13 protein-coding genes are annotated in these 13,617 nt (G+C 47.3%); 9 read left to right on the forward strand and 4 right to left on the reverse strand.

All coding sequences use genetic code 11. From position 1 onward, the window contains the following. Nucleotides 1-111: 111 nt before the first annotated feature. Entirely contained in the window at nt 112-669 is a 558-nt protein-coding gene (locus DXA87_RS07250; protein ID WP_117503695.1) for a DUF1003 domain-containing protein, read from the reverse strand. A gap of 374 nt (nt 670-1,043) precedes the next feature. Here DXA87_RS07250 and DXA87_RS07255 point away from each other — a divergent pair, with 374 nt between their 5' ends. Next, nucleotides 1,044-1,598, forward strand: coding sequence for a biotin transporter BioY (locus tag DXA87_RS07255; protein ID WP_117470503.1), 555 nt, complete (start codon nt 1,044-1,046; stop codon nt 1,596-1,598). A 195-nt stretch (nt 1,599-1,793) separates the two neighbouring features. Here DXA87_RS07255 and DXA87_RS07260 read toward each other — a convergent pair whose 3' ends face one another. Both DXA87_RS07260 and DXA87_RS07265 read right to left on the reverse strand, forming a co-directional pair. Then, entirely contained in the window at nt 1,794-2,537 is a 744-nt protein-coding gene (locus tag DXA87_RS07260; RefSeq protein ID WP_117503696.1) for an SDR family oxidoreductase, read from the reverse strand. A 28-nt stretch (nt 2,538-2,565) separates the two neighbouring features. Continuing rightward, nucleotides 2,566-3,681 (reverse strand): enolase C-terminal domain-like protein, encoded by a 1,116-nt coding sequence (locus DXA87_RS07265; protein ID WP_117503697.1) that lies wholly within the window; start codon nt 3,679-3,681, stop codon nt 2,566-2,568. 130 nt (nt 3,682-3,811) lie between these two features. Between DXA87_RS07265 and DXA87_RS07270 the strand changes: the two genes are divergently transcribed. After that, nucleotides 3,812-4,474, forward strand: coding sequence for an RraA family protein (locus DXA87_RS07270; RefSeq protein ID WP_117503698.1), 663 nt, complete (start codon nt 3,812-3,814; stop codon nt 4,472-4,474). Nucleotides 4,475-4,593: 119 nt separating this feature from the next. Here DXA87_RS07270 and DXA87_RS07275 read toward each other — a convergent pair whose 3' ends face one another. After that, entirely contained in the window at nt 4,594-5,229 is a 636-nt protein-coding gene (locus DXA87_RS07275) for a GntR family transcriptional regulator (protein ID WP_117503699.1), read from the reverse strand. Between the two features lie 174 nt (nt 5,230-5,403). On the opposite strand from DXA87_RS07275, the gene DXA87_RS07280 reads away from it, so the two are divergent. The 7 genes from DXA87_RS07280 to DXA87_RS07310 all read left to right on the forward strand — a co-directional run bounded on the left by DXA87_RS07280 (nt 5,404) and on the right by DXA87_RS07310 (nt 13,341). Continuing rightward, a complete protein-coding gene (locus DXA87_RS07280; protein ID WP_117503700.1) occupies nt 5,404-6,498 on the forward strand; it encodes a mandelate racemase/muconate lactonizing enzyme family protein in 1,095 nt (364 codons plus the stop codon). 17 nt (nt 6,499-6,515) lie between these two features. After that, nucleotides 6,516-7,535 carry an alcohol dehydrogenase catalytic domain-containing protein gene (locus DXA87_RS07285; protein ID WP_117503701.1) on the forward strand — a complete coding sequence of 340 codons (1,020 nt, stop codon included), beginning with the start codon at nt 6,516-6,518 and terminating at the stop codon, nt 7,533-7,535. Between the two features lie 44 nt (nt 7,536-7,579). Further along, complete coding sequence (locus DXA87_RS07290) at nt 7,580-8,674, forward strand: C4-dicarboxylate TRAP transporter substrate-binding protein (protein ID WP_117503702.1); 1,095 nt, start codon at nt 7,580-7,582, stop codon at nt 8,672-8,674. A 66-nt stretch (nt 8,675-8,740) separates the two neighbouring features. Continuing rightward, the gene (locus DXA87_RS07295) at nt 8,741-9,232 is read left to right on the forward strand and encodes a TRAP transporter small permease (protein ID WP_117503703.1); all 492 of its coding nucleotides are present in this window, start codon (nt 8,741-8,743) and stop codon (nt 9,230-9,232) included. Next, nucleotides 9,232-10,518, forward strand: a complete 1,287-nt coding sequence (locus DXA87_RS07300) for a TRAP transporter large permease (protein WP_117503704.1) — start codon at nt 9,232-9,234, stop codon at nt 10,516-10,518. Before DXA87_RS07295 ends, DXA87_RS07300 begins: the two co-directional genes overlap by 1 nt. 328 nt (nt 10,519-10,846) lie before the next feature. Beyond that, a complete protein-coding gene (locus DXA87_RS07305; protein ID WP_117470504.1) occupies nt 10,847-12,163 on the forward strand; it encodes an amidohydrolase in 1,317 nt (438 codons plus the stop codon). Nucleotides 12,164-12,165: 2 nt separating this feature from the next. Next, a complete protein-coding gene (locus tag DXA87_RS07310) occupies nt 12,166-13,341 on the forward strand; it encodes a BMP family ABC transporter substrate-binding protein (RefSeq protein ID WP_117503705.1) in 1,176 nt (391 codons plus the stop codon). Nucleotides 13,342-13,617 lie beyond the last annotated feature (276 nt).

The raw sequence follows: 13,617 nt of genomic DNA on the forward strand, positions 1-13,617 counted from the left end.
AAAATCCGCAGTACAGAAAAACTGTACTGCGGAATATTTGTGTACTTGCGTGAAGATGTAGATTGTCGCAAGTGACCGCGCGAATGTGCCAAGGCACATTCTTATTTTGTATTAAGCATTGTGGATAGGGGATCCAGATTTTGGCGTGTCTATAGCCTTGCCGGTCTGTTCCAGCATATCCAGACGATGGTTGATCTTTTTCTGGTTTTCGATGATCAGATCCATTTTTTTGTGCAGGTCATCGATAATGAGTTCACTCTTTAAATTGACCTTAAAGTCGTTTTCCGCGCGTTGTCTGTCCTTTGCCTCCTGTCGGTTCTGGCTCATCATGATAAGGGGAGCCTGAATGGCAGCAATGCAGGAAAGTACCAGATTTAAAAGGATAAACGGGTAGGCATCAAAGGCCTTCGTTCCAAGGATAACGTTGACAGCCATCCATCCGACCATGACAGCGATAAAGCTGAAGATAAATGCCCAGCTTCCGGCAAATTTCGCTACTGCGTCGGATGCTCTCTGGCCGAAGGACAGCTTTTCTGTCTCATTGGAATTTTCTGTGATGTTTGTCATGATCAGCTGATGGATCAGCTCTTCATCTGTAAATTCCTGATCAGTCCTGTTCAGGAGTTCCCGGATGATTTTTTTTCGTTCGTTTCCGCTTTTCATTTTCATAGTGAATCTCCTTATGTCCGGCATATAAAACGCGTGCAGCGCATCGGTGATGCATGCGGACACTGCTCTGTACTGATAACTGGTAACTGCTAAATTCTCCCAGTTGGCGGTGGGAGGACAAGTACATAGAGTATAGCACGTTTTCCTGGGCGGGTAAATGGCACACAGGAAGATTATAGGCAAAAAAGAAAAGGGGAAAAATGTAAACCAAATAATAAAAGCGGGTTGACAAATGCACGGAATCTGCGTATGATAGGAAAAGAATCGATCAGAACAATTCCATTTTGTGATATGCGTACCGGAATGTAGAATTTAAGAACGATAGAATTTAAGATCCGGCGGCAGAAATGATGGATGTTGGGAGGAAAACAAAGATGGAAAAGACAACAGCAAAACACATGTCCACCGCGCAGATGACGGTGACAGCACTTATGACAGCGATTACCTGTATCCTGGCACCGATGGCACTTCCGATTCCGATCAGCCCGGTACCGATCAGCCTGACAAACCTTGTCATCTTCTTTATGGCGTATATTCTCGGAATGAAGCTTTCCGTAGCGAGCTATGTATTATACCTGCTCTTAGGAACAGTAGGACTTCCGGTATTCTCCGGATTTAGTGGCGGTGTCGGTAAGCTTCTCGGACCGACCGGCGGCTACCTGATCGGATTTATCTTTCTGGCAGCGATCGCAGGCTTCTTCGTTGAGAAGTTTCCGGCAAAGATCTACATGCATGTAGTCGGAATGATCATCGGAATGGCGATCTGCTATATCTTCGGAACCGCATGGCTTGCGGGACAGCTCGGAATGAGCTTCGTGGCAGCTCTCGGCATCGGCGTTATCCCGTATCTTCCGGGCGACACAGCGAAGATCATCATTGCGATCATCGCGGGTCCGCAGATCCGCAAGGCGGTTTCCAGATTTATGTAGGCTGGAAAATATTAATCAGGTATTTCATAAAAACTATACGATACATCCTCTAAAAAATCTGTGGTCAGATAACTCGAGAGAGAAATTGACCGCAGATTTTTCTTTTTCAAAAGGCAGGGCCTTTTGTGGAGACGTGTATACAAAGAATGCGCCCGGCAAAAAGCCCTGCCAATTTAATATCTTATCCAGTCAAAATTAGAATCCATACGCCAGTGCGCCGCCATCAACCGCGAAATCCTGTCCTGTGATATATGTAGCACCGTCGCTAATTAAGAACTTCGCCATAGCACCCAGATCTCTTGTGTCACCGAAAGCGTGAACAGGCATTCTCGCGAGGATCGCTGCCTTTCTTTCCGGTGTCATGACCTGCTTATTCATCTCGCTCGGGAACCAGCCCGGGGCGATGCTGTTGACACAGATGTTGTCATTTGCCCATTCAACGGCAAGACCGCGGGTCAGGCCGCATACGGCAGATTTGCTGACGCAGTAGGGAACGACCTCAGAGAAGCCGAGATGTGCCGCCATGCTGCTGATGTTGATGATACGTCCTTTGTGTTTACTCTCTTTTAAATATGGGTAGCAGATCTGGCTCAGAGCGAACAGACTTGTCACATCCACATCAAGAATGTGCTTAAAATCATCCATCGGAAATACCTCGGCCCGGGCTTTTTTTGTAATACCGGCGTTATTTACAATAAAATCGAGGCCGGACTTTCCGGCAATCTCATCCACAATTCGTTTCATCCCGTCATAATCGGTGACGTCACCTTTGAGGTGTGTGACACCCGGGGCGGACGGCGCAATGCCGTCTTTGACTTTTCCGGTACGGCTGATAACATATACAGCAGCACCATTTTCAGCCAGTACATTTGCAATCGCGTACCCGATTCCACTGCTTCCGCCGGTAACGATGCCGACGCGTTCTTCTAATTCTTTCATGATGATGTACCTCCTGAAAAATCAGTAACTATAAACTCTGACAGCGATAGCTGTGGCAGTTTGCGTTGATCAGATCCCAGTCAAGCTCGGCACCGACGCCTGGTTTATCCGGGACATAGATATAGCCGTCCCTGATCGGCAGATCTCCCTTCATCGGAAGTCTGTAATTGTCCTCAGGAACAAAGTATTCAAAATATTTGCAGTTTCTGATACTGCAGCTTACATGGACATTGGCAAGATCCATGTAGTTCATAGTCGTTGTATGGATCTCACAGTTTAACCCGAAACTGTCGGCCATATGGGCGATCTTTAATGTACCGGTGACACCATCCTTCCAGCTCACATCCGCGCGTACGATATCGGCGGCATGCTGAGCAACACTTTGAGCAACACCCCAGTGGCAGCCGCGGGTTGTCTCTGTGGCCGCGATCGGAATATCGACAGTTTTGCAGAGTTCCGTGTATTTGTAGAGTTCGAAATCGCGGAATGGCTCTTCGAACCATTCGTAACCAAGACGCTCTAACTGTCTTGCGACGCGTACCGCATCATCTAAGGTATATTCGCCTACCGGATCACTCATCAAAGTGTAACCCGGCCCTACAGCCTCCCGTACAGCCTCGTGAACCTTCATATCAAATTCGACAGGTCCGCCCGGATGAGCCTTGTATCCTAAAATTCCTTTGTTCTTGTAGTAGAGAGCTTCGTCCACATATTCCTGTACAGTAGCATGGAAATTTCCGCTGGCATACACTGGAAGTTTGGTACGGTAAGCGCCGATGTACTTGTAAAGCGGAAGACCGGCAGCCTTCGCGCACATGTCCCAGAGCGCTACATCCACCGGTCCCGGAAGAAATACCGGGAAGAACGCTTCATGGCGATCCACATTCCATAATTCATAGAAGAGTGTTTCCCGGTCATGGGGATCGCGCCCGAGCAGGATCGGGGCGATGCTGTCATGAAGATAGCTTTCGGTGACACCGCCGCTGCGGGCAGCCATACAGGTTGCAATCCCCTCTGTGCCGTCATCGGCAGTCAGCTTAATTGCGAAAACATCCCAGCCCATTTTTGCTCCGCCCTGACGTTTTTCATCGAACAGACACTTGTCACGAGTTACCCACCATGTCTCAAATTTCGTAATAATCATAGCCATTCTCCTGAGGTAAAAGGTTGATAGAATCATAGATATATCACAATACATAAAAATATGATTGAATTATATCACAAGTTGCACTATAATACAAATAATATATTAAAAATAAAGGAGAAAATGCACAATGAGTATGTGGACCGATGACAAAGAGCTTTTTGGGCTCATGAAAGAGAAACTGTACACTCCGGTAGTAGGCGATATTCTGGATACAATGGGTTATAATCATCAGTTCCTGCCGCCGGAGATCATGCCGTTAAAGGATGACATGAAATTAGCCGGAAGAGCGTGTACAATCCTGGAACATAATGTATATGAAGCGCAGAAAAAACCGTTCGGACTTCTGACAGAGGCTCTGGATCAGCTGAAGGAGGATGAGATCTATATTGCTACCGGCGCGGGAAACAGCGCGCTTTGGGGAGAACTTCTCACTGCGACAGCGAGAACGAGGGGGGCTGTGGGAGCAGTTCTTGACGGTTACACGAGAGATACGCCGCAGGTACTTGCGCAGAACTTTCCGGTTTTTGCGAGAGGACGCTGGGCGCAGGATTCTTCGATCCGGACAAATGTGGTGGACTTCCGCTGCGCGATTGAAATCGGTCAGGTGACGATCCATGACGGCGATATTGTATTCGGTGATATGGATGGTGTATTGATCATTCCAAAGGAAATAGCGACAGAGTGCATTGAAAAAGCGCTGGAAAAGGCGGCCGGAGAAAAGAAAGTCCGCGCTGCCATCGAGGGCGGAATGAGCGCAACGGACGCGTTTAAGAAGTTCGAAATTTTATAGAAACAACATTATACATGGATGAAAAAGGCTGTTGTGATCACTAACCCCGGACAGAGGCGGATCACAGCAGTCTTTCCATATATGTGCCAGATCTGTTTTATTTGACATATATACAACGGTCAATCTTCGTTTTTAATCATTTTTAGAGATTTGATTAAAGAGTGATTGATATGCAGAATAATGGCATCCTGTACGTCTTCTCCGTTTTCCCTCAAGAGCGCATCAATGATTGCGCGGTGCTGTTCAAGGTTCCCGACGCGATTTCGGTCATCTTTAAGTGCAGCGTACATGGCAAGACGCATCTGCTGGACCATAACAGAATGGTACATATTGATCAGAATGCTGTTTTCTGTAATGTCAATCAGATACGAATGGAAGGAGGTATCAATCTTAAATTCATCGAAATCAGGACCATTCTCCGCCTTTTCAAACTGCTTCTGGAATTCCAGCAATTTGTTTTTGGAATACATTGTAAGATATTTCCGGCAGACTGTCGGCTCGATCAGTTTGCGTGTTTGATAAAGATCATCGATATTTTTCTCTGTAAAAGGCGTGATCCGCATACCTTTTCGAGGAAAGATATCGATTAAATTTTCAGCCTGCAGCATGAGTAGTGCTTCACGAAGCGGAGTCCTTCCGAAAGAGGTCTCCTCCAACAACTGCTTTTCATTTAATTCCTGACCGGGCAGATATTCGCAGGAAACGATCTTTTGATAGAGATATTCATATGCTTGATTTGTCAATGCTTCTGCCATTATGATCCTCCCATTTGGTAAATGTGCTGTAATAAGCATATATAAGTTTGTGACAAATTGCAATATAAAATTCAAAAAAAAGCATTGAAATATATCAACTATTGATGTAATATACAGTTAGATATATCACATAGCAAAAAAACATGTCAGTAAAATAACAGGAGGAAGCAAAAAATGAACGAAAACGAAACACACATTAAAGATATACGTATTTATCAGGCTGTCAGCAAGCTGAGTCATCCGATCGCAGATTCCACACATGATATCAGCAAGATTGCTTTCTACGTTCTCGAGGTCGAGACGAAAGGCGGAGTGATCGGTCAGGGCTATCTTTTAAGCTTCCACTACAGTCCGAACGCAATCGAGGGCGCTTTAAAAGATATGAAGAAATTCGTTCTTGAGAGAGATTATCATGTATATGAGACCGCACAGGCCCAGAAAGACTATGAGATCGAGAGTGAATACTTCGGAATCGTAGGACTTCAGAGATGGGCACTCGCCACATTAAACGTAGCAATGTGGGACGCATGGGCAAGAACTATGGGACAGCCGATCTACCGCATGTTTGGCTGCCATAGAAAACCGATCCCGGTATACGGAAGCGGCGGATGGATCAGCTATAGCGACGAAGAGCTTGTTGACGAGGTAGTAAACTACCAGAAACGCGGATTTACAGCAGTTAAGATCAAAGTAGGAAGCCCGGATATGGAGCGCGATATCCGCAGATTAAACCTCGTGAGAGAGGCGACCGGCCCGAATATGAAGATCATGATGGACGCAAATCAGGGTATGGATGTTCCGTCCGCGATCAAGCTGATCAGCAATGTGGAACATCTCGGAATCTTCTGGTTTGAGGAACCGGTGGTAAATACAGATTTTGAAGGATACGCGACGATCCATGCAAAGACAAAGATCAGTCTTGCGATGGGAGAGAGAGAGTATTCCACAGTTGCTCTCCGTGAGCTGATCGGAAGACGTGCCCTTGACTTATGGCAGCCGGATCTGATCCGCCTTGGCGGTGTAGAGGCATGGAGAGACAGCGCAGCACTTGCAAACGCTTACAACATCCCGGTACTTCCGCACTATTACAAAGACTACGATGTTCCGCTCCTCTGCACAGTTGCGAACCCATACGGCGCAGAGAGCTTCGACTGGATCGATGCGATCATCGATAATCCGATGGTGATCGACAACGGTTTCGCTCGCCCACGTGAGGGTGAAGGCTGGGGCTTCCGCTTCTTACATGAGTTTATGACAGAAGTTAAATAATCAGAGGTGATCTTAAAATGAGAGCAATCGTCATTCCGGAACCCTGGAAAGCTGTCACAGCAGAAAGAGAGGTTCCGGTCCCGAAACAGGGAGAGGTACTGTTAAAAATGGTTTGCGGCGGTATCTGCGGAAGTGATCTCGCTTCCTATCGCGGACAATCCGCATACGTCAGCTATCCGAGAACCATCGGACATGAATTCGCAGCGGAAGTCGTAGAGGTTGGCGAGAATCCATATGGAATCAAAAAAGGAATGCTGGTAACCGGAAACCCGTACTTCAACTGCGGAACCTGCTATTCCTGCAGGCGCGGATATGTAAATGCCTGTATCCACAACGAGACCATGGGCGTACAGAGAGAAGGGGCGTTCAGCGACTACTTTACAATGCCGGTGGAGCGATTGTTTGATGGAACAGGAATTGATTCGAAGGAACTGGCTCTCGTAGAACCGTTTTGTATCAGCTATCACGGTGTTTCCAGAGCACAGTTAAAACCTGATGATAAGGTACTGATCTTTGGTGCAGGAGCAATCGGAATCCTCGCAGGTGTAGCGGCAAAGAGCTACGGGGCGAAAGCTTACATCACGGATATCGCTGAGGAAAAGGTAAAGAAAGCAGTTGAGGATTTTGGCCTTGATGGTGGATTTGTCAATGACAGTCCGGAAAAACTGGAAGAATTTATTAAGACGATCACAAACGGGGACGGTTTTGACGCGACCGTAGAGGCAGTCGGTGCTTCGTCCACCTTTCTGGCCTGCGTAAAGGCAGTTGCAAGCCACGGTAAGATGGTTGTGATCGGTGTCGCAAAACATAATGCAGATTTCAATTTCCTGGAAGTTCAGAGAAAAGAGTTAAATATATACGGATCCAGGGGCGCAACCTCCGATGATTTCCGGTCAGTTTTAAAGCTTGTCCGTGAAGGATTTGTGGATCTCACAAAACTTATTTCCAGAACATATTCCGTAGATCATGCCGGGGAAGCATTTGAAGATCTGGATAGGAACTATGGGGAGATCGTAAAAGCTGAATTTCAGTTTTGATCCAAGAAACAAAAAATGTATTTATAAATGGGAGGAATATACTTATGAAGAAAAAAGCAATGGCGGCCGTATCCGCAGCAGTATGCGCATCTATGTTACTCAGCGCTTGTGATAGCAGCGCATCCACAAGTACAACAGCAGCATCGGCAGAGACAACCGCAGCTGAAGCAAAAGCAGAAGGAACAACCGCAGCATCAGAGTCGGCAGCACCTGGTGATGTTGTAACGATCAATATCGGCTTTGAAAATACAACAGAAGAGCCGATCGGACAGGCCGTTGAGAAATGGGCTGAACTCTTAAAAGAAGAAAGTAACGGAACCATGGAACTCAAGGTATTCGCCAACAGTGCACTCGGCAATAAGAGTAAACTGATCGACCAGATGGTTATGGGCGAGAATGTTATCACGATTGCAGATGGCGCGTACTATGCAGATTACGGTGTACCGGATCTTGGAATTCTCTATGGACCATTCTTCTTTGACGATTGGGATGAGGTTTGGAAACTGATTGACAGTGATTGGTATAAAGAGCAGTGCGGAAAACTCGCGAATAAGGGACTTACTGTTCTCGGATCCAACTGGGTATACGGCGAGCGTGAACTTATGACAAAAGATAAAGTCGTTGTACCAGCAGATATCAAAGGTAAAAAGATCCGTCTTGCGAACAGCCAGATATATGTAGAGGGATTTAATGCGCTTGGAGCAACTGCAGTGCCGATGGCGCTTGGCGATGTATATACATCCTTACAGAATGGTACTCTTGATGGCGTTGAGAACCCACTTTCCACATTATACGGACAGAGTTTCCAGGAAGTTACGAAAAACATCCTTATGACAGGACATATCTTAAACTTTACGACCTGGTGTATCGGAACAGATTACCTCAACACCTTAACACAGGAGCAGCAGGACCTGTTATTCAAGACATGTGAGGAGGCTGGTCTCTATAACAACGATCTTCAGGCAGCAGCCAACGATGATTACAAAAAGAAACTGGAAGATGCTGGTGTAACATTCACAGAGCTTACCGACGATGAGAGGGCTCAGTGGAAGGAAGCAAGCCTTTCCTTCTATGAAAAAGGTTCTCAGTTCGGATGGAGCGATGGTCTGTATGATACCGTAAAAGCTGCAATCCAGTAAGAAAAAGTCTGTCAGGGGGGGGCTGCCACTTGCGGTAGCTCCCATAGATAAGGATGGTGATAAACGATGAAAAAAATTCTGGATATTCTGGACAGAATTGAAGTCGCTGTGGCATCTCTGGTACTGGCGGTTTTGATCGGCGTGACATTTGTCGGTGTGCCGATGCGTTATATCTTCAGCCAGCCATTTACCTGGGAGGAAGAGTTTCAGCTTGCATGCATGGTATGGATCACATTCCTGGCAGCGCCAGCTGCGTTCCGCACAAAGAGCCATGTGGCGATTGAGATTTTAGTAGATGCACTTCCGAAAAATATTCGCAAGATTATAGAACTTCTGATTCCAGTAATCGTATATGCAGTACTTGTTTATTTCTTATTTAGAAGCAAAGATTATATCAATGTAATGCTGCGTACAAACCGCAAGACTCCGATCCTTATGATCCCATATGCATGGATCTATGCGATTGCCCCAGCCTCCATTGTGCTGATGCTGATCAGCTATACGGAAGAAAAATATTACGAGTTAAAAGAACTTTTCAAAGGAAAGGAGGAAAAGTAATGAATTCATCTGTTGGAATTATGTCATTGATCCTCCTAGTGCTGCTGTTTTTGAAAATTCCGGTATTCGTGGCTGTATTAGGAGCTTCAGTCGTTTATTTTATTATGACTCCGGGAATCAATCCGGCGGTATTTGCCCAGCAGGCAATCACCGGATCTGAGAGCGTGACACTTCTCGCAATTCCGTTCTTCGTATGTGCTGGTGTTCTGATGAACTACACGGGCGTTACAAAACGGATCATGGACTTCTGCTCCGTACTGACCGGAAGAATGTACGGCGGACTTTCCCAGGTAAATATCTTATTAAGTACGTTGATGGGAGGACTTTCCGGTTCCGCACTTGCGGATGCGGCGATGGAGGCAAAGATGCTCGTTCCGGAGATGGAAGCAAAAGGAATCGGACGTGCATTCTCCACAGTAGTTACCGCAGCCTCCAGTATGATCACTCCGCTGATCCCACCGGGAATCGGACTGATCCTTTATGGATGTATTGCGAACGTGTCCATCGGTAAATTGTTTATCGCAGGTTTCGGACCGGGAATTCTTCTCTGCGCGACCATGATGTTCATGGTATCAAAAATCTCCAAGAAGCGCGGATATCTTCCGCTTCGCAAGGAGAAAATGACAGGATCCATGTTCTGGACATCCTTTAAACCGGCAATTCTCCCGTTATGCCTTCCGATCATCATCATCGGCGGCGTTCGTCTCGGCATCTTCACAGCCACAGAGGCCGGTGCTGTTGCGATCGTATATGCTGCTGTCCTCGGATTCGGCTACAGAGAGTTGGGACCGAATGAAATTCGTCAGGGCTTAAAAGAGACTCTTATGACAACGTCATCCATCATGCTGATCGTTGCTGCGGCATCCACATTCTCCTGGATCCTCACAAAAGAGATGATCCCGCAGATGTTTACCCAGTGGATGATCTCTGTGATCCATAATAAATGGATTTTCCTTGTTGCTGTTGATATCTTCCTGATCTTTGTCGGCATGTTCGTAGAAGGGAATGCCAGCATGATTGTTCTCGTGCCGTTATTTGCGCCGGCTGCGACAGCATACGGAATCGATCCGATTCACTTCGCAATGGTATTTATTTTCGCAAACGCCATCGGTGCTTTCACACCGCCGATGGGAACATTAATGTTTGTAACCTGCGGTGTTACAAAGTGTTCCACAAAGGATTTCATCAAGGAAGCCGTTCCGTTTTATGCACTGTTATTCGGCTGCCTTCTGATCCTTACATTTATCCCGATTTGCTCAACCGGACTTGTAAATATCATCTACTAAATCCCTCTCATATACCTGATATGCAGAACGCGCCGATTCCGGTTACGGAGTTGGCGCGTTCTATTCTGAGAGACGGAATATGGTCTGAAGCTGCCGAAAAAACATAGAAAAACATAGAAAAAACAAAGAAAAATCTTGACATCTGCCTATAAAACTCGTTATGATATTTTCTGCACTATACTGACTCATTAGTTGCCTGAGTAACCCGTAAAAAAGTCTGCATTTGCAGACCTTTTTTGTGTAATGGGGACTTCTAAGGAATTTCAGGCAGACTGTCGTGAAGGGCTCTGCATCCGGCCTGCACAGGTATAGTGAAGGAGGAAACACCATGAAATCAGTTCATGAAGCATTAGATCAGATCCTGCCGGAGATCATCGCAATGAGCGAAGATATTTACTGTCATCCGGAGCTCGGATTTAAGGAGTTCAGAACAAGAAAAAAGGCGATCGAGGCACTCGACAAGGCGGGGATTCCGCATGAAGATGTCGCATACACGGGAATCCGGGCAGTCTTAGACTCCGGAAAGCCGGGGCCGAATATCGGCCTGATCACGGAATTCGACGCGGTTCCGACCTTCGGACATCCGTACGCCAGTGAGGACAGCTGCGCGGCTCATACCTGCGGCCACTACGGTCAGCTGGGCGTTATGATGAGCTTATTTTTAGCCATCAGGGAATCCGGTATGTTAAAGGATCTCTGCGGAAAGGTCACACTTCTCGTGACGCCGGCGGAGGAGTTCTGCGATATGGATTACCGGAAGGGGCTTATTAAGGAAGGAAAGATCTCCCACCCGTCAGGCAAGCAGGAGATGATCGCCACAGGCATTTTTGATGATGTGGACATCATGTTATCCTGCCACGCTATGGGGATCGATATGACAAAGTATCATGCGGAGATCGGCTCCAGCTTAAACGGCTTTATCATGAAGCGTGCGATCTTCACCGGTAAAGCGTCCCACGCAGGCGCAAACCCGGAAGGCGGTGTGAATGCGCTCAACGCGGTAAACCTTGCCATGACAGGGATCAACTTTCTGAGAGAGACTTTCCGAGCAGATGACGCGATCCGCGTCCATTTCTATGTGCCGGAAGGTGGTCAGTCCGTCAATACGGTTCCGGGAAGAACACAGCTTGAGATGTATGTCCGGGCGAAGACAGTTCCGGCGATCTTTGAGACAAACGCGAAAGTGACCCGCGCGATCCGCGCCGGAGCACTTGCGATCAACTGTGATCTTGAGATCCAGGATACACCGGGATATTTCCCGCTCCATCAGGACGAGAACCTGACAGAGCTTGTGAAGAAACACATTTTAGATTATATCGACGAGAGCATGATCGCCCAGGGAACCCACGGCTTCGCTTCCGGAGATATGGGAGACTTATCCCTTATGTGGCCGATCGTTGAGATCGGTGTTGCCGGATTTGAGGGCAGCATTCACGGAAAAGATTTTAAGACGGCGGATCCGGAGCAGGCATACTGTGTCCCGGCTCATTATTTTGCAGATACCGTGGCAGATCTCTTATCCGACGGCGGTGCGTCCGCGTGGAAGATCAAAGAGGCGTTCAAGCCGGTGATGAACAAGAAAAATTATCTGGAAACTCTGGATAGTTTGAATAAATCAACTTTTTACGAAAAGGAGAACAACTAATTATGAAAAAGAAATTCTTATGCAGCACACTTGCAATGGCTATGACAGCTTCCATGCTGTTCGGATGCGCAAGCGAGAGCAAGACCGAGACAACTGCAGCAGCAGGCGAGACAACCGCAGCAGCTGCTGAGACAACTGCAGAGGCAGCAAAGGCTGAGACAAACGGCGAGAAGTTAAAAGTAACACTTCTTGTTACCGGTTCCTTCGGCGATAAGGCATTCAACGACTCCGCACAGGCCGGTATGGAAAAGCTTGAGGCTGAGCTTGGCGACAAGGTTGAAGTAAACATGGTCGAGATGGGCAGCGACAAGACAAAGTTCGAAGGTTCCATGTTAGACGCTTGTGAGTCCGATGCAGACCTTATCATTACAGGTCTCTGGGATATGAAGGAGATCACAGAGAAGGTCGCTCAGGAGTTCCCGGAGAAGAAGTTCATCATCTTCGATACAGATGTTGACTACACACTTGGTGATTTAAGCAACGTATACTCCATGAGCTACAAGCAGAACGAGGGCGCATTCCTTGCAGGCGTTCTTGCAGCAAGTGCGACAAAGTCCGATATGGAATACGCAAACGAGGAAAACGTCATCGGTTTTGTAGGCGCAAAGGATACAGCAGCCGTTATCAACGACTCTGCAGTAGGCTTCATTGAGGGTGCTCAGTTCGTAGATCCGGATGTGAAGGTACTTGTTTCCTACGTTGGTTCCTATGTTGACTCCGCAACAGCAAAAGAGCTTGCAATCACTCAGTACTCCAACGGCGCTGACGTTGTATTCGTAGCAGCAGGTCCGGCATCCGTAGGTGTTATCGAGGCAGCAGCAGAAAGCAAGAAGTACTGCATCGGCGTTGACTCCGACCAGGCGCTTGCTTACGAGGGCAAGGATGAGGCAAACTTCATCATCTCTTCCGCGATCAAGGGCGTTGGCGACAGCATCTACAATGCAGTAGAGAAGGCAGTTGACGGAACACTTCCGTACGGTGAGTACCAGATCCTTGGAATCGAGGACGGCGTTGTAGGTCTTGCTGACAACGATATTTACCAGTCTGTTGTTTCCGATGATGCGAAGAAGGCTGTCGAGGATGCAAAAGAGAAGCTGCTCGCAGGCGAGGTTACCGTTGATTCCGCTTATGGTATGGATGAGGCAACTCTGAAGGGAATCATCAACGGAGCTCAGTAAACGCCCATAGCTTCTTGTTTTCATGCTAATGAAAACAAGAAGAGGCATGTCGGGGCAGCGAGTCTTTATCTCCTGTATTCATGCGGAGAGATATAGGGTACGTTGGAATCGTCTGGTCCTCCGGAAACTCTGGGGAACGGGCCGTCCATCGCCCCGTATCTACCCGCGAATCGCAGGAGATTTTTACATTTACGCGGGCGCAGTCCAATGTCCGCATTTGCAATATATTTGCGACTCAGGAATTTACGAACAGGAACCACTTTCACAGGCAGACAA

This window comes from Desulfotomaculum sp. OF05-3 (genome assembly GCF_003435535.1).
In the GTDB taxonomy this organism is placed as follows: domain Bacteria; phylum Bacillota; class Clostridia; order Lachnospirales; family Lachnospiraceae; genus Pilosibacter; species Pilosibacter fragilis.